General features: G+C 37.9%; 19 protein-coding genes. All 19 read left to right on the plus strand.

All coding sequences use genetic code 11. From position 1 onward, the window contains the following. The first annotated feature begins 102 nt into the window (after positions 1–102). The 19 genes from CI949_RS04635 (at position 103) to CI949_RS04725 (ending at position 16148) form a co-directional block, all read left to right on the plus strand. Positions 103–1011: an RnfABCDGE type electron transport complex subunit D gene (locus CI949_RS04635; RefSeq protein ID WP_133530074.1), complete on the plus strand. Its 909-nt coding sequence runs from the start codon at positions 103–105 to the stop codon at positions 1009–1011. Beyond that, positions 1012–1572: an RnfABCDGE type electron transport complex subunit G gene (locus CI949_RS04640; RefSeq protein ID WP_290763375.1), complete on the plus strand. Its 561-nt coding sequence runs from the start codon at positions 1012–1014 to the stop codon at positions 1570–1572. It abuts the gene before it with no gap. Next, on the plus strand, positions 1572–2180 hold the full coding sequence (locus CI949_RS04645; protein ID WP_133530076.1) for an electron transport complex subunit RsxE: 609 nt from the start codon (positions 1572–1574) through the stop codon (positions 2178–2180). The genes CI949_RS04640 and CI949_RS04645 overlap by 1 nt, the downstream gene beginning before the upstream one ends. After that, positions 2180–2770, plus strand: a complete 591-nt coding sequence (gene rsxA, locus CI949_RS04650; protein ID WP_076545240.1) for an electron transport complex subunit RsxA — start codon at positions 2180–2182, stop codon at positions 2768–2770. The genes CI949_RS04645 and rsxA overlap by 1 nt, the downstream gene beginning before the upstream one ends. 20 nt (positions 2771–2790) lie before the next feature. Further along, positions 2791–3783 (plus strand): RnfABCDGE type electron transport complex subunit B, encoded by a 993-nt coding sequence (locus tag CI949_RS04655; RefSeq protein WP_290763379.1) that lies wholly within the window; start codon positions 2791–2793, stop codon positions 3781–3783. Between the two features lie 131 nt (positions 3784–3914). Beyond that, the gene (locus CI949_RS04660) at positions 3915–4325 is read left to right on the plus strand and encodes a NusG domain II-containing protein (RefSeq protein ID WP_133530078.1); all 411 of its coding nucleotides are present in this window, start codon (positions 3915–3917) and stop codon (positions 4323–4325) included. Position 4326: 1 nt separating this feature from the next. Further along, on the plus strand, positions 4327–4866 hold the full coding sequence (locus tag CI949_RS04665) for a Gx transporter family protein (RefSeq protein WP_133530079.1): 540 nt from the start codon (positions 4327–4329) through the stop codon (positions 4864–4866). Further along, positions 4847–5452: a nucleoside triphosphate pyrophosphatase gene (locus CI949_RS04670; RefSeq protein ID WP_133530080.1), complete on the plus strand. Its 606-nt coding sequence runs from the start codon at positions 4847–4849 to the stop codon at positions 5450–5452. The genes CI949_RS04665 and CI949_RS04670 overlap by 20 nt, the downstream gene beginning before the upstream one ends. A gap of 20 nt (positions 5453–5472) precedes the next feature. Then, on the plus strand, positions 5473–6168 hold the full coding sequence (radC, locus tag CI949_RS04675) for a DNA repair protein RadC (RefSeq protein WP_133530081.1): 696 nt from the start codon (positions 5473–5475) through the stop codon (positions 6166–6168). Between the two features lie 53 nt (positions 6169–6221). Continuing rightward, the gene (locus tag CI949_RS04680; protein ID WP_133530082.1) at positions 6222–7262 is read left to right on the plus strand and encodes a rod shape-determining protein; all 1041 of its coding nucleotides are present in this window, start codon (positions 6222–6224) and stop codon (positions 7260–7262) included. Positions 7263–7274: 12 nt separating this feature from the next. Further along, positions 7275–8207, plus strand: coding sequence for a rod shape-determining protein MreC (gene mreC, locus CI949_RS04685; protein ID WP_133530083.1), 933 nt, complete (start codon positions 7275–7277; stop codon positions 8205–8207). A gap of 30 nt (positions 8208–8237) precedes the next feature. Next, complete coding sequence (gene mreD / locus CI949_RS04690) at positions 8238–8735, plus strand: rod shape-determining protein MreD (RefSeq protein ID WP_133530084.1); 498 nt, start codon at positions 8238–8240, stop codon at positions 8733–8735. Further along, on the plus strand, positions 8722–10608 hold the full coding sequence (gene mrdA, locus CI949_RS04695) for a penicillin-binding protein 2 (protein ID WP_133530085.1): 1887 nt from the start codon (positions 8722–8724) through the stop codon (positions 10606–10608). Before mreD ends, mrdA begins: the two co-directional genes overlap by 14 nt. Positions 10609–10714: 106 nt before the next feature. After that, the gene (gene minC, locus CI949_RS04700) at positions 10715–11320 is read left to right on the plus strand and encodes a septum site-determining protein MinC (protein WP_133530086.1); all 606 of its coding nucleotides are present in this window, start codon (positions 10715–10717) and stop codon (positions 11318–11320) included. A gap of 23 nt (positions 11321–11343) precedes the next feature. Next, the gene (gene minD, locus CI949_RS04705; RefSeq protein ID WP_133530087.1) at positions 11344–12138 is read left to right on the plus strand and encodes a septum site-determining protein MinD; all 795 of its coding nucleotides are present in this window, start codon (positions 11344–11346) and stop codon (positions 12136–12138) included. 42 nt (positions 12139–12180) lie between these two features. Then, positions 12181–12414 (plus strand): cell division topological specificity factor MinE, encoded by a 234-nt coding sequence (gene minE, locus CI949_RS04710; protein ID WP_243733931.1) that lies wholly within the window; start codon positions 12181–12183, stop codon positions 12412–12414. A 15-nt stretch (positions 12415–12429) separates the two neighbouring features. Continuing rightward, a complete protein-coding gene (rodA, locus tag CI949_RS04715; RefSeq protein ID WP_133530088.1) occupies positions 12430–13569 on the plus strand; it encodes a rod shape-determining protein RodA in 1140 nt (379 codons plus the stop codon). 16 nt (positions 13570–13585) lie between these two features. Next, positions 13586–15463 (plus strand): TIGR03960 family B12-binding radical SAM protein, encoded by a 1878-nt coding sequence (locus CI949_RS04720; RefSeq protein WP_290763400.1) that lies wholly within the window; start codon positions 13586–13588, stop codon positions 15461–15463. Further along, on the plus strand, positions 15447–16148 hold the full coding sequence (locus CI949_RS04725; protein WP_290763402.1) for a TIGR03936 family radical SAM-associated protein: 702 nt from the start codon (positions 15447–15449) through the stop codon (positions 16146–16148). The genes CI949_RS04720 and CI949_RS04725 overlap by 17 nt, the downstream gene beginning before the upstream one ends. Positions 16149–16151 lie beyond the last annotated feature (3 nt).

Below are 16151 nucleotides of genomic sequence, written 5' to 3' on the forward strand. Positions count from 1 at the left end.
TTTGTCTGTCCGGCTAAAATACCTCTGGTACATCATCTGCGTCTTGGTAAGGCACAGGTAATGGCGAAAAAAAGAGAAGAGAATTAAGGAGGATAATCAATAATGAATAATGAACTAATTGTAACATCCTCACCACATGTCAGAGCCCGTGATTCAGTTCAAAAAATCATGTGGTCAGTTGTTATTGCTCTGCTGCCAGCAGTTTTTGCTGCGGTATATTTCTTTAAAGCAAGAGCAATTTCAGTGATTCTGACAGCTGTTGCTGGTGCGGTTTTAACTGAATACATATTTCAAAAAATAAGAAATAAAAAAATTGCGGTTAAAGATGGGAGTGCGGTTGTAACCGGTTTGCTTCTGGCACTGACTCTGCCACCCTCTATACCACTCTGGACAGCTTTTTTTGGTTCAGTGGTAGCAATTGGACTTGGAAAACAGGTTTTTGGTGGGATTGGTCAAAATCCTTTTAACCCTGCTTTAGTTGGTAGAGCTTTTTTAACAGCAGCCTATCCAGTTTTAATGACAACCTGGACTGTAGATGGTGTTTCTACTGCAACTCCGTTAAGTCAGATGAAGATGGACGGAATTGCAACTGATACCTGGAATCTTTTTGTCGGTCAAATTGGTGGTTCTTTAGGAGAAACATCTGCTTTAGCTTTACTATTAGGTTTTGCTTACCTCCTTTATAAGGGCTATGTTAACTGGAGAATTCCTCTGGCAATGGTGGGAACAGTGTTTTTAGGTACTTTTGCCTTTGGTGTAGATCCAATTTTTCATCTTTTTGCTGGTGGTTTAATGCTGGGTGCCCTATTTATGGCAACAGATATGGTTTCCAGTCCAACAACAAAGTTGGGACGTTGGATTTTCGGTATCGGAGCCGGTCTTCTGGTAGTAATTATCAGACTCTGGGGTGGATATCCAGAAGGTGTAATGTACAGTATTTTATTAATGAATACAGCAGTTCCTTTAATTAACAGATATACCAGACCTCGCAGTTTAGGAGAGGTGAGATAAATGGAAAAAAATAGCACAAAAAATCTAATTTTAACTCTAGCTACTATTGGTATTGTTTCTGCTTTGCTGCTGACCTTTGTTTATGAGTGGACAACACCTTATATACAGGCCAATCAAGCTGAAGCGAGAAAACAGGCGATAAATGAAGTTCTGCCTGATGTAGCAGAAGTAGAAGAGGTAGAGAAGAACGGAAATATATTTTATGAAGGCTATGATGCTCAGGGTGAGCAGATCGGTGTCGCTTTCCAAAATAGCGGTGGCGGTTATAATGGCGCTATTGAAATTATGATCGGTGTTGACCCAGAAAGCGATAAAATTTATAAGATAAGTATTTTAAATCATCAGGAAACACCAGGCTTAGGCGCCAGAATTACAGGTAGTGAATTTAAGTCTAATTTCGAAAACAAGTCTTTTGGAGATTATAATGTTGTAAAAACTCCTCCAACTAAAGAAACTCAGGTTCAGGCTATTGCAGGAGCAACCATTTCTTCAGTAAGTGCTACCAGAATTATTGAAGATGCTTTAGCTAAAATTAATTCAGCTTATGGAGGTGGAAATTAATGTCTTTAGATTTTAAACAAATTGCAGCAGACTTTAAAAATGGCCTCTGGGCCGAAAACCCAATTATTCGACTGGTAATTGGTATGTGTCCAACTCTTGCTGTAACTAACACATCAGCAAATGGACTGGCTATGGGTCTGGCAACATCTTTTGTTTTGATAATGTCTGAGATTGTTATTTCTTTAATAAAAAAATTAATTCCGGCTAATGTGCGGATTCCAAGTTACATACTTATTATAGCTACTTTTGTAACCTTTACGGATTACTTTTTAAAGGCATTTTTCCCGGGGATAGCTGCTTCACTCAGTATTTTTATTCCGCTGATTGTAGTTAACTGTCTGATCTTAGGTCGTCAGGAAGCTTTTGCTTCCAAACATTCTACTCCCAGGGCTATTGCAGATGGAATTGGAATGGGCTTAGGTTTTACCTGGGTACTGACTTTACTGGGAATGATTAGAGAGTTTTTTGGCATGGGCTCAATGTTTGGAGTACAGCTGTTGGGAGAATGGTATCGCCCGATGGTAATTATGGTACTGCCTGCTGGAGCTTTCATAACTTTAGGAATTCTGGTTGGTATCATGAATCAAATCAGCAGGGAGGGTAAATAATGGAAGAATTCACACAGATATTATTATTATTTATTAGTACTGTTTTAATAAATAACTTTATCTTAGTTAGATTTTTAGGGATTTGTCCTTTTTTAGGTGTGTCAAAACAGGTAGAAACAGCATTCAGTATGGGTCTTGCTACAACTTTTGTTATGACCCTAACTGCAGCTGCAACCTGGTTGATCAACACTTTTATTTTAGAAGCATTTAACTTACCATTTCTGCAGTATGTTTCCTTTATTATTGTAATTGCTTCTTTAGTACAGTTTGTTGAAATGTTTATTAAGAAAACGAGTCCGGTTTTATATAAAGCTTTAGGTATTTTCCTGCCTCTAATTACCACCAACTGTGCAATTATGGGACTGGCTTTACTGATTCCACTAAACGGTTACAGTTTTATTGCCAGTGTTGTTTTTGGTTTTGGTGCTGGTGTAGGTTTTACCTTAGCGATTGTTTTAATGGCTGGTTTAAGAGAAAAATTAGAATTTGGCGATGTACCGGGAGTATTAAAAGGTGTTCCAGTTACCCTGATTATAGCAGGTATTATGGCAATGGCTTTTATGGGCTTTTCCGGTCTCATCTCAATGTAGTGGAGGTGGCAGTAAATTAAATGAATCCAACATATTTATATTCTTTAATTAGTATGGGGGGAATGGCAGCCTTTTTAGCGGCTGGCCTGGGATTTGCTTCAGAACATTTTAAAGTTGAACAGGACCCAAGAGTCGGTAAAGTTGAGGATGCACTTCCCGGAGCTAACTGTGGAGCCTGTGGTTATGCAGGTTGTGAGGCTTTTGCAGAAGCAGTAGTTAATGGAGAGGCACCAGTGGGAGGCTGTCCTGTTGGTGGAGATAATGTAGCATCAGATATCGCAGATATTATGGGAGCTGATGCAGGTAGTTCTGATAAAGTAGTTGCTGAATTACTCTGTGGTGGTGGTATTAAAGAAACAACTAAATCGGGAAAATATCAGGGAATTGAAACCTGTAAAGCCGCTCATTCAGTTAATGGTGGCGAAAAAGAATGTCAGTACAGCTGCCTTGGTTTTGGTGACTGTGAGGCTGTCTGTCCCTTTGATGCTATTGAGATGAGTGAAAATGGTTTACCTCAGATAGATTATGATAAATGTACAGGCTGCGGCAAATGTGTAGAAGAATGTCCGCGTAATGTCCTAACTCTGGCTCCTTTATCAGGCCAGACACATATCAGATGTTCTTCTCACAACTCTGGCAAAATTGTCCGCAAAACATGTGAGGTCGGCTGTATCGGCTGCAGCCTCTGTGCTAAGGTCTGTCCGGTTGATGCAATAGAAATGAAGGACAATCTGGCAGTGATTGACTACGAAAAATGTGTTAACTGTGGTAAATGTGCAGAAAAATGCCCAACAGGTACAATTGAATTTCAGGGAAGATGGATTGAAAAAGTTGAAATCAATGATAAATGTGTTGGCTGTACCCTCTGTGCTAAAGCCTGCCCGGTTGATGCAATTGAGGGAGAAGTTAAAAAGCTGCACGAGATTGATCAGGAGAGATGTATTCAGTGTGGGCTCTGTTATGAAGCCTGTAATGTTGATGCAGTAGATGTCTTTTATAAAGATGAAAATTAATTATTAATTGCTTTTAAACCCGCCTTTTAAAAGGGCGGGTTTTTGACTTTGCTCATAGTGTGGACATCAGAGGTAAAAGATGTTAAAATATATAGTAATGGTAGTAAAAAAGAAATCAGTGGTGAATTTAATTGAAAATAAATGATATTTTAACATTATATGATAAAATTTTGATTGGTTTTGTAATCATTTTAAGCCTTTTTTTATTGTTGATTCCTTTCTATTATTTTGGCTCACCTGCTGAAGGTGAAGAACTAATTTTAAAGGTTCAGCAGGGAGATGAATTGATTAAAACTGTTGCAGTTGGCGACAGTTATGAAGAACCGATAGTCTTTCAGGTTGAAGGTCCAATTGGAATCCACACAATAGAGGTTAATCAGGGTCGAGTTAGAGTTCAGGAGGCACCGGCTAATGATCCGCTTAAGATCTGCGAAAAAACTGGCTGGATTGACAGGGAAGGGCCAATCATTGTCTGTGTACCTAATTCCTTAAGCCTCTGGCTGGAAAGTACAAACTCAGACATAGATGGGATGAGCTGGTAGGATGAAAAAAACTAAAAAAATAGTAGTCATTTCATTATTAATTTCTCTGGGTCTAGTTTTACACCTGGTGGAGAGCTTTTTCCCGCTTTCTGCAGTTGTTCCAGGTGCCAAACTGGGACTGGCAAATATCGTATCTTTGATTGCCATTTCTTTATTTGGTTTTGGGGCGGCTTTTCAGGTTGTTATTTTTAGAGTCATTTTGGGCTCTCTGCTGGCAGGAACTTTTATGACAATCAATTTTTATTTAAGTTTCAGCGGTGGAATCTTAAGCTTTCTTTTAATGTATCTTGCTTATTATTTTTTCAAAGAATATTTTTCTTTAATCGGAATCAGCATCATTGGTGCGGTTGCACATAATACAGCTCAAATAACAGCTGCCTATTTTATTATTGCTAACCGCGGAATATTTTATTACCTTCCATTTTTAGTTCTGCTTGCTTTACCGACTGGATTTGGAGTGGGGCTGGTCAGCTTTTTTACTTTAAAACATTTACCGTACTCAATTACTGGGGGTAATTTTAATGATCAAAAAAGCAAATAATATAAAAAGTGATCTCAAATTAGTTTTAGCTTCAGCTTCTCCCCGGAGAGAAGAAATCTTAACTCAGTTAAATTTGAAATTTACTATTGTACCTTCAAAAATTGATGAATCAGCTTTTGACCACAGTGATCCGGTGGAGCTGGTCAAAGTTCTGGCAGAAAAAAAGGCCAGTTCTGTTTCAAAACTGGTAGAGGATGCTCTGATTATTGCTGCTGATACAGTAGTGGTCCATAATGATCAGATTTTAGGAAAACCAGCAAATAAATTTGAAGCCAGAAAAATGCTTAAACAGTTAAGTTCAGATAAGCATCAGGTTATAACCGGGGTTGCAGTTTTAAATTCCCGGACAGGCGAAAGCTATCTTGATTATAATGTTACCGAGGTTAAAATGACTGCTATTAGTGAGAGCGAAATAGAAAATTATGTTGAAACTGGAGAACCACTGGATAAGGCTGGAGCCTATGCAATTCAGGGGTTTGGAGGTCTTTTTGTGGAAGAAATAAAAGGATCTTATTATTCGGTGATGGGACTTCCCATTCACCAGCTTGTTGACTTAATGGATAAATTTAATTATGGAATCTTATAAGAGAAAGGAGCTAATTTTTGATGGAAGGTCTGCAGACCAATTTCACCATCAAAGAACTGCCAGCTGAGGAGAGGCCGCGGGAGAAATTACTAAAAAAAGGAAGTAAATATTTATCGACTGCTGAGCTGCTGGCGCTGATTATTAGGACTGGAAATAAGAAGAGGACTGCTGTTGAACTGGCACAGGATCTACTCAGCTTTTATGGAGGTCTGGAAGGACTTCAGGATTTAAGCTGCGAAGAACTGCAGCAGATTAACGGCATCGGAACTGCTAAGGCAGCCCAGATTAATGCTGTTACTGAGCTCAGCCGAAGAATATCAGCTCTTAAAAATCAAAAAAGAGATCTGGTGAGTAATCCAATTCAGGCGGCAGAACTACTGGCCGGAGAAATGCGATTTTTAAAGCAGGAAGTTCTGCGGGTGATTCTGCTCGATGTAAAAAATAAAGTGATTGCTATCCCGGAGATTTCACGCGGGGGGCTTTCAAGTTCGATTGTCCATCCCCGGGAAGTATTTAAAGAAGCGATTAGACGCAGCAGTGCGGCTATGATTCTGGTTCACAACCACCCAAGTGGTGACCCAACTCCCAGTGCTGATGATATAAGTATTACCAAAAAACTTGTCAGGACCGGAAAAATAATTGGAATAGAAGTAATGGATCATATTATTATTGCTGGTGATAAATATTTAAGTTTTAAGGAAAAAGCTTTGTTTTAATTTTTTTGAATAAATTTATTAATTTTATATAATTTGAAAGGGGTTTTAAGTAAATGGTTTTTAAATTTTTAAGTGCACCATTCTCAAGGGATATGGGTGTTGACCTTGGGACAGCAAATACACTGGTTTATATTAAAGGAAAGGGTATCTTAATCAGAGAACCTTCAGTAGTTGCTTTAAAGAAAGATAAGCAGGAGGTACTTGCTGTCGGGGATGAAGCTAAAAGGATGATTGGTAGAACCCCCGGTAATATTATAGCTGTAAGGCCGATGAAAGATGGAGTTATTGCCGATTTTGATGTTACAGAATCAATGCTCCGTTATTTTATAACCAAAGCACATAAGAGAAGTAGAATGGTTAGACCGAGAATAATTATCTGTGTTCCTTCAGGAGTTACAGAAGTAGAAAAGAGAGCGGTAATTGATGCTGCTGTCCATGCAGGAGCCAGAGAAGCCTATTTGATTGAAGAGCCAATGGCAGCTGCAATTGGTGCTGGTTTACCAGTTCATGAGCCAACTGGAAACATGATTGTTGATATTGGTGGAGGAACTACAGAAGTTGCTGTTATTTCTTTGGGAGGTATTGTAACCAGTCGCTCGATCAGAATTGGTGGAGATGATATGGATGCTGCAATTGTTCAGTATGTAAAGAGAAAGTATAACCTGATGATTGGCGAAAGAACTGCCGAAGAAATCAAAATTGAAATTGGCGCTGCTTTCAGTGATAACCCTGAAGGTGTTAAAGAAATTAGAGGCCGTGATTTAGTTAGCGGTTTACCAAAGACTATAGAAATTAACGGTGAAGAAATCCAGAAGGCTTTAGAAGAACCGGTTGTCAATATTATTGATGCTGTAAAAATGACCTTAGAAAAAACTCCACCAGAACTTGCTTCTGATGTAATGGATAGAGGTATTATCCTAACCGGTGGTGGTGCTTTACTGCAGGGTCTTGATAAACTGCTGATTGATGAGACTCAGATGCCGGTACATATAGCAGATGAGCCTCTTGATTGTGTTGCTAAAGGAACTGGAATTGCTTTAGAAGAAATTGATTCTTTAAAAAAGATCTTAATTACACCCAAAAAACTATCATAGGGGGTGTACCTGTTGTTTAAATTTAACAGGAATACTTTAATTGCAGCAGTTCTGGTAATCACTCTGATTATAATTGTATCATTTTTTTATTTTAGCGATCTTAATTTACCCTTTATTAACTGGCTGAGTGATCTAATTTACAATACAATTACTCCTGTCCTTAATCTGATTCATCATCTTGTCGAAAATATTAAAAATTACTTTATTACTTTATTTTCAATTGATGAAATAAATCAGGAGATTAAAGAGCTGCGTCAGAAAAATAGTACTCTTGAAAGGCAGATTCTTTTTTTAGAAAATATAAATCGAGAAAACAAAAGACTGCGGGATCTCCTCGGCTTTAAAGAAAAAGTGGATTATCAGATGCAGGGTGCTGAAGTGATTGCTAATTCTCCTTCAGTCTGGGAAAAAATCATAACTATAAACCGCGGCAGCAGAGACGGGCTGGAAAAGAGAATGCCTGTTGTTAGTTATCATGGTTATTTAGTCGGGCGGATAGAAAATACGGGCAGCAATTCTGCTCAAGTTCGCCTAATCACCGATCAGGATTTTGTGGTAGGTGGTATTATTGCCCGAACTGAATCCCGAGAGATCGGACTGGTTAGAGGCAGCGGCAGAGATGATCAGCCTAATATAATGGACAATATAGCCTGGGATGCTGATATAGAAACCGGTGATATTATTTTAAGCTCTGGTTTATCAAATAATTTTCCCGCTGGTTTAAAAATCGGAGAGGTTAGTAAAGTTGAAACTGATAATTACGGCCTTTCTCAGAAAGCTGAGATAAATTTATTTATTAGTGATATTACCCTGGAAGAGGTAATGGTGATTAAGAATTTTGATTCAGAAATCAGCGGTGACAATGAGACAGAGCAAAACGAAACAAATGAGGACAGTGAAACAGCTGAAGCAATTGAAGAAGATGAGGAAATTGAAGAAAATTAGGCTTATTATGTTTATAATGGAGAGGTTAAATTGAAAAAATATATTTACAATATTTTAATATTACTCTTTCTCTTAATCTGCCAGTTATCTATGGCTGTTATTTTCCCATCTTTAAGACTCATACCGGACTTTATACTTATTTATATTGTAGTTAGAGCTATAATTTTTGGAGCAAAAGATGCAATGATTTATGGAGCATTTGGAGGTCTTTTTCAGGATGTTTTTTTAACATCTTTTATTGGCCTATTTACACCAGTAAAAACAGCTGTTGCTTTTTTGGCTGCATTATTATCAGGCCGCTTTTTTCCTGAGAATTTATTAATTCCTCCATTAGGAGTATTTATGGCGACAGTGGTTCACGAACTATTATATCTGCTGCTGAAAGAAAATTATTTATTTGCAGCTAATTATTTAGTCTTAATCAAAGAAATTATCCTGCCTCTGGCTGCTTTAAATGCCCTAATTACCTTTTTTGTTTATTTAATTTATTTTCTCTGGGGAGGATGGGATATAAGTGGACAGACATAAAATACTAAGAGTAGTTATTCTTGTGATTTTTATTATTTTACTGTCCAGGGCTGCTTATCTTCAGATGGCACGGGGAGATTATTATTATGAACTTTCAGAAGGTAATCGGATTTCTGTTAGACCAATAAACGCCCCCCGCGGTAGGATTTATGACAGGCGGGGAGAAATTATAGTTTCTAACAAGCTTACCTATAATTTATATCTGATGCAGAATGAAATTCCTCCAGATAGAACAACTGAAGAAATCTTAAAGCAGCTGGCAGAATTAAGCAGTCTGGCTGAATCCCGTCTGGTCTCAAATTATAATAGTGCAGAACCTAAATCAGCGATAGATCCAATACTTCTTGCACGGCATTTAAGCAAAGAAGATATGGTAATTATAGCAGAAAACAAAGATATCTTATCCGGACTGCTTGTCAAAGAGTCTTCAATGCGGGATTATATTTATCCTTCAGAACTTGTTCATACTACAGGTTATATAGGTGAGATCAATGAAGAGGAACTGGTCTCATATAATGAAGCCGGTTATAATTATCGTGGTGGTGATTTTGTTGGTAAAGTTGGTCTGGAAAGAGAATATGAATTTTATTTAAAGGGTAAACGCGGAGCTGAGCAGATAGAAGTCAATAGTAGAGGAGAAAAAATAAAGACTATCGGAATTAAAAAACCTGAGCCGGGCAGTGATCTGATTTTAAATATTGATTTTTCACTACAGAGTACTGTCGAAAAACTGCTGGCCGAAAATTTTCAGAACTTAAGAAAAAAGGCAGAAGAAGATGAAGATTTATCGATGCCGACAGGAATTTCGGCTTTAGTTATGGATATTGATACAGGTGGAATTTTAAGTGCTGTAAGCCTTCCTGATTACAGTTTGAATTTATTTGCAAAGGGGATCAGCAGCAGCGATTATCAGCAGCTAATCAATGATCCTTTAAACCCTCTAATTAATAGAATAACTATGACTGCCGTACCTCCAGGTTCTATTTTTAAGCTGGTAACAGGGACTGCAGCAATGGAAGAACTGGGAGTAAGAGCTAATACTACTTTTTATGATTCAAATGGTGCTTTTTATATCCCTAACTGGTCAGAGCCATTTAGAAACTGGAATCCGGTAGGTGAGGGAAAGCTTGATTTTGTTAAAGCAATTGCTCGCTCCAATAATATTGTTTTCTATGAGCTCGGTTATGAATTATATAAAGAATTTAATGGTGACAAACTGGCAGAATATGCTCGCAAATTTGGTCTGGGCAGCAAGACAGGTATAGACTTACCATCAGAAAAAAAGGGGTTGGTCCCTGATGACCAGTGGAAGAGAAAGCATCTTAACACAGGCTGGTATCCAGGAGATTCAGTCAACCTGTCAATTGGCCAGGGCAGTCTGCTGACAACACCTGTTCAAATTGTTAGTTTAATATCTACTATTGCGGCTGATGGAGTGAGCTATAAACCACAGATAGTAAATAAAATAAAAAACGCTGATGGTAAAATTGTAAAAGACTTTGAACCGGAAATTAATATCGATCTCAGAGATGAAATTGACAGCCGGGTATTTGAGGCATTACAGCAGGGAATGCATGATGTGGTCAATAAAAGTTATGGTACAGCCTCCAGACATTTTAATGATTTTCCACTGACTGTTGCCGGTAAAACCGGTACTGCTCAGACAGGAGGTGCCAACCATGCCTGGTTTGGTGGCTTTGTTCCCTATGATAATCCACAGATCGCTGTAGTGGTATTTATAGAAAATGGGGAGTCCAGTGCTTTTTCTGTTCCCATAGCTAGAGAAATTATGGAGTATTATTTTGGTTTCAAAAATCATCATAATAATCGGAAAAAGATTTATTATTATCAGGAGGAAGAAACTAGCGGCTAATTAACCGGATAAAGACCCTTAATTAGTCAGTATTTTTACAGTTCAGGCAGGACTTTGAACTTAATTAAAGAATATATTAAAAAGTGTTTAACTGAGGAGAGATCTTATGGCTTCTGTATTTTCATTTCAGGCAGTTTCAGATGGGATAGTAATGAATTTTCGTAATGGCAGTACCTTTGGTAATATCAAAAAGGCTGTCAGTCTTCATGCAGCTGAAGCTTCTGACTTTTTTACAGGTGTTAATCTGTATTTAAATTTAAGTGGACTGGAATTGGCATATGAACAGCTGGAAGAATTGATGGAGATAGTAAAGAATTATAATCAGGTTAATAAAATTTATTTTACAGCCCGAAAGATTGAAACAGAAGAAAAGATGGATGCCCAGCAATCCGATGCAGTAATTATCAACAGAACCCTGAGATCTGGGCAGAGAGTCAAGCATCAGGCCAATGTTGTGATTGTTGGAGATGTCAACCCCGGAGCTGAAGTCATAGCCGGTGGCGATATTATTGTTTTTGGAAGACTGAGGGGTGTGGTTCATGCAGGTGCAGGTGGCAGCAAAGATTCTCAAGTTGCAGCTTTAAAATTGAACCCAACCCAGTTAAGAATTGCGTCATTAATTGCTCGGTCACCTGATGATAGTGATAGTTCAAAACTTCAGGCAGAAAGAGCATTTATAGAAGATGATCAAATTATTGTTGAGAAAATTTAGGATAAATCCAGGGGGGATGAAATTTGGCAGGCAAAACAATTGTTATTACTTCAGGTAAAGGTGGAGTAGGAAAAACTACTTCTTCAGCAAATATTGGTACTGCCCTGGCAATGCAGGGGAATAAAGTGTGCCTGATAGATGCTGATATTGGTCTTAGAAATTTGGATGTTGTTATGGGATTAGAAAATAGAATAGTTTATGATATTGTTGATGTTGTTGAAAATAACTGCCGGCTTGAGCAGGCCATGATCAGAGATAAACGTTATGATGGTCTTTATTTATTACCAGCTGCACAGACAAGAGATAAAACTTCTGTAACTCCTTTTCAGATGAAGGAGCTTATTGAAAAATTAAAAGAAGATATGGATTTTATTGTTGTTGACTCACCAGCGGGAATTGAGCAGGGTTTTAAAAATGCAATTGCTGGCGCAGACAGAGCAATTATTGTTACTACACCCGAAATTTCTGCTGTCCGTGATGCTGACCGGATTATTGGTCTGCTGGAAGCAGAAGGGCTGCGTGATCCAGAAGTTATTATCAACAGAATTAGAGCAGATATGGTTGATCGCGGAGATATGATGGGTATTGATGATATGATAGAGATACTGGCTATTGATTTAATAGGTATTGTTCCGGAAGATGAAGGCATTGTAGTTTCTACTAATAAAGGTGAACCGATTGCCTTAAATGATAATGCTAAAGCAGGTCAGGCTTACCGCAATATTGCCCGCAGAATTATGGGTGAAGATCTACCGATGATGCCGTTGGAAAAAGATAGCTTTATAACCAGATTCAAAAAATTAGTTGGTTTATCTTAATATAAGGGGGGGAGTAAAATCGATATATTAAAATGGCTCGGTTTGAAAAGTGATGACAAAAAGAGTAAGAGTGTAGCAAAGGAAAGACTGCAGTTTGTTCTCGTTCAGGATAGAGTGAAATTAACTCCAGATGAAATGGATGCAATGCGTGATGAATTAATAGGTGTTTTGAGTAAATATATAGATGTTGATTCTCAAAAAATTGAAATGGATGTTAAACGAGAGGACGATATGACAGCCTTAGTTGCAAATTTCCCCCTCAAGGGTTCAAAGTAGAGGGGTTGCTCCATTATGAACTGGAATAAAAAATTTCTGCGTTATTTAAATTTTAATGTACCATTTGCTGTAATACTTTTAATAATTATTGGTTTTGTCAGCATTAGTTCTGCTGTCGAAATCAACCAGGTAGATAGTGGTGCTTTAAGATTTCTACAAAAACAGGCTGTTTCGGTTGTTTTGGGACTGCTGGTTATTTTTATTCTGCAGGCTTTTGATTATAAAATTTTTAAAGAATATGCAGCAGTTATTTATGTTACAATGGTTTTGATGTTAACTGCTACCCTGTTTGTGGGGAGAACTGTATCTGGAGGAGCCCGCTGGATTAGCATTGGTGGCTTTAACCTGCAGACTTCAGAATTATCTAAAATTATGCTGATTTTAGTTCTGGCAGCAGTTATTGACAATAATTCTGATGATATGGGCTATTTAAAAGGGATGTTTTTACCTTCACTGATTGCCTTTATCCCTTTTGCACTGGTTATTCTACAGAATGATCTGGGAACTGCCCTGGTTTTATTTTTTATCTATTTAGTAATGCTTTTTGCTGGCGGCGGTAATTTTAAGTATATGGCCTCAGTATTTGGTGGTGGATTTTTATTGCTGGTACTTCTGATAACAGCTCATGTTACGCTGGATACACCACTACCATTTTTAAAAGAGTACCAGTTAAATAGATTAATCGTTTTTATAAATCCCAATATAGATCCCCACGGCAGCGGCTATAATATAATTCAATCTAAAATTGCCCTTGGTTCAGGTAGAACTTTTGGTAAGGGACTTTTTGCGGGTACTCAAAATCAGCTTAATTTCCTGCCGGAAAAACATACTGACTTTATATTTTCAGTAATTGGGGAAGAATTTGGATTTTTAGGTTCAACAGTTGTTATCCTTTTATTTTTATATTTACTCTGGCAGTTTTTAAATATAGCAGAAAATGCCAGGGACCGCTATGGCTATCTGGTTGTGATCGGGGTAATGGCAATGTTTTTATTTCATATCTTAGAAAATATCGGAATGACAATGGGAATTATGCCAATTACAGGTATTCCCCTGCCTTTTATCAGTTACGGGGGAACATTTATGCTTACCTCACTGACTGCAGTTGCAATAGTAATAAATATAAACTTAAGGAAAAATAAATTGATGTTTTAAATTATGAGGTGGTTTTTTGCAGTATAAGAAAAAAATTATAGAAAATTTATATAAAATTTCCAGCCCGGAGCGCTATACTGGTAATGAATGGAATTCTATTCAAAAAGACTGGCAGTCTGAGAGCCTAAAAGTGGCTCTGGCCTTTCCCGATGTATATGAGATTGGTATGTCACACCTGGGCTTAAAGATTTTATACCATTTAATCAACCGAGAAGAGAATATGCTGGCGGAGAGGGTTTATGCTCCCTGGCAGGACATGGAAGATTTAATGAAAGAAGAAGAGATTCCACTTTATACTCTGGAGTCTTATCATGAAATTAAAGATTTTGATATTTTAGGTTTTACCCTGCAGTACGAAATGAGCTACACCAATATTTTAAATATGCTTGATTTAAGCGGTCTTTCTGTTTATGCTGATGAAAGAGCAGAAGAAGATCCGCTGGTAATTGCCGGCGGCTCAACTGTATTCAACTCTGAACCAATAGCAGAGTTTATTGACCTCTTTTTTGTAGGAGAGGCAGAAGCATTCATAATCGAACTCTTAAATAAATATAAAGATCTAAAGGCTCAGGGATTAAAAAAAGCTGAAATTCTAAAAAAGCTAAATAAAATGCCCGGAGTTTATGTTCCTTCACTCTACAGTGAGGACTATGGTGAGCAGGGTGAGATTTTAGCTTTAAATTCAGACCCGGGTGAAAAAGATAGGGTTAAAAAACAGGTGGTTCAGAATTTGGATCAGGCTTTTTACCCCACAGATTTTATAGTTCCTTACCGTGATACAGTGCACGAAAGAGTTGTTTTAGAAATTTCACGCGGCTGTACCCGAAGCTGCCGGTTCTGTGCAGCTGGAATGGCCTACAGGCCGGTAAGAGAAAGAAGTGTTGAGCGCTTAATGGAGTTGGCCGAGAAGGCTTTAGAGTCAACAGGTTATGATGAGATTTCTTTAACTTCTCTCAGTACAGTCGATTATACTGAGGCCAAAAAACTGGTGCAGCAGATGACAGAAAGATTTAGTGACAAAATGATCAGTGTTTCTTTATCTTCACTGCGGGTCGATAAATTTTCTGTTGAACTGGCCGAAGAAGTCAACAAGGTTAGAAAAACTGGTTTAACCTTTGCACCTGAGGCGGGGACACAGCGCTTAAGAGATGTGATCAATAAAAATATCAGTGAAGAGGATATTTACAGTGCAGCCCGCTCTGCTTTTGAAAATGGCTGGTCCAAGATCAAGCTTTATTTTATGATTGGTCTGCCGACTGAAACTATGGAAGATGTTAAAGGTATAGCAGAGATGGCTCAAAAAATAAGGAATATTGGCCAGGAAGTCCGCCGAAATACTAAAAAAAGAATGCGGCGAATAGAAGTTTCTGTTAGTGTATCAACCTTTGTTCCTAAAGTTTTCACTCCTTTTCAGTGGCATAAGATGGATGATATAGAAACGATTATAAAAAAACACGATTATTTAAGAGATAACATCAAGGGAAGAAGCTTTTCTTTTAGCTGGAATGATCCGGAACTCTCGCGTCTGGAAGGAGTACTTGCCAGGGGTGACAGGAGACTTTCTAAAGTAATTACCTCTGCCTGGGAAAAGGGTAGCCGCTTTGAAGGCTGGCACGAATGCTTTGAGCCCAGAATTTGGGGCGAAGCCTTTAGAGAAAATGAGATAGATCCTGAAAGTTATTTAAGAGAAAGAGGAGAAGATGAAATTTTTTCCTGGGAGAAACTGGATATTGGGATTCCCAAATCATTTCTACTGCGGGAATATAAAAATGCGCACCAGGAAATTTTAATAGATGACTGTAGATTTGCTGACTGTCACGGCTGCGCAATCTGTGGCAATTTTGAAGTTGATTTAGAGTTAGTAGGTGGTAGAACAAATGAATTACAGGATTAAATTTGCTAAATTAGAAGATCTAATGTATATTTCGCATTTAGAGGTTATTAAAACTTTAAGAAGAATTATCAGAAGAGCAGAACTACCGGCAGCCTTTTCTCAGGGCTATAATCCGAGGATCAATCTTGCTATTGGGCCGCCGCTTGCGGTTGGTTTAATCAGCAAAGGGGAGTATTTTGATCTCGAGCTGGAGGAAGAAATGGAGCCGGAAAAGCTCCTGGCAGACTTAAATGATGCCTCACTTGAGCATTTAAAATTTTTAAAAGCGGTAGTAGTACCGGATGATATTCGCTCACTTTCATCTTTAGTTGATACTGCTGTCTATACTATTAATTTTGATTATACAGAAGCTAAAAGTTTAGAAGCAGAGAGGAAAATGTTAGAGGAATTTATGAATCAGGAAGAAATAATGATTATCAGACACAGAAGAAAAAAATCGGATAGAAAAATAGATTTAAAGAAAAGAATATTTTCTGCAGAGATAACAGATAAAAACAAATGGAAATTTGCAGTTGTTACAGGGAGTAGAGGGAATGTAAGACCAGAAGAGCTCAACCGGGCTCTCAGAGAAAAATATCCAGAAATCAAAGAGTTTTCTCCTCTACAGGTTGTGAGAGAGGGAGTTTTTGTAAATGATGGAGAAAAATTTGACCCTCCCTATGCAGAAAAATTCATCGGGAGTTGAGAT

It is taken from the genome of Halanaerobium sp., from assembly GCF_003070835.1.

Coding starts and splice junctions, on each gene's coding strand:
- CI949_RS04635 (WP_133530074.1), top strand. CDS start 103: ATGAATAATGAACTAATTGTAACATCCTCACCACATGTCAGAGCCCGT.
- CI949_RS04640 (WP_290763375.1), top strand. CDS start 1,012: ATGGAAAAAAATAGCACAAAAAATCTAATTTTAACTCTAGCTACTATT.
- CI949_RS04645 (WP_133530076.1), top strand. CDS start 1,572: ATGTCTTTAGATTTTAAACAAATTGCAGCAGACTTTAAAAATGGCCTC.
- rsxA (WP_076545240.1), top strand. CDS start 2,180: ATGGAAGAATTCACACAGATATTATTATTATTTATTAGTACTGTTTTA.
- CI949_RS04655 (WP_290763379.1), top strand. CDS start 2,791: ATGAATCCAACATATTTATATTCTTTAATTAGTATGGGGGGAATGGCA.
- CI949_RS04665 (WP_133530079.1), top strand. CDS start 4,327: ATGAAAAAAACTAAAAAAATAGTAGTCATTTCATTATTAATTTCTCTG.
- CI949_RS04670 (WP_133530080.1), top strand. CDS start 4,847: ATGATCAAAAAAGCAAATAATATAAAAAGTGATCTCAAATTAGTTTTA.
- radC (WP_133530081.1), top strand. CDS start 5,473: ATGGAAGGTCTGCAGACCAATTTCACCATCAAAGAACTGCCAGCTGAG.
- CI949_RS04680 (WP_133530082.1), top strand. CDS start 6,222: ATGGTTTTTAAATTTTTAAGTGCACCATTCTCAAGGGATATGGGTGTT.
- minC (WP_133530086.1), top strand. CDS start 10,715: ATGGCTTCTGTATTTTCATTTCAGGCAGTTTCAGATGGGATAGTAATG.
- rodA (WP_133530088.1), top strand. CDS start 12,430: ATGAACTGGAATAAAAAATTTCTGCGTTATTTAAATTTTAATGTACCA.
- CI949_RS04725 (WP_290763402.1), top strand. CDS start 15,447: ATGAATTACAGGATTAAATTTGCTAAATTAGAAGATCTAATGTATATT.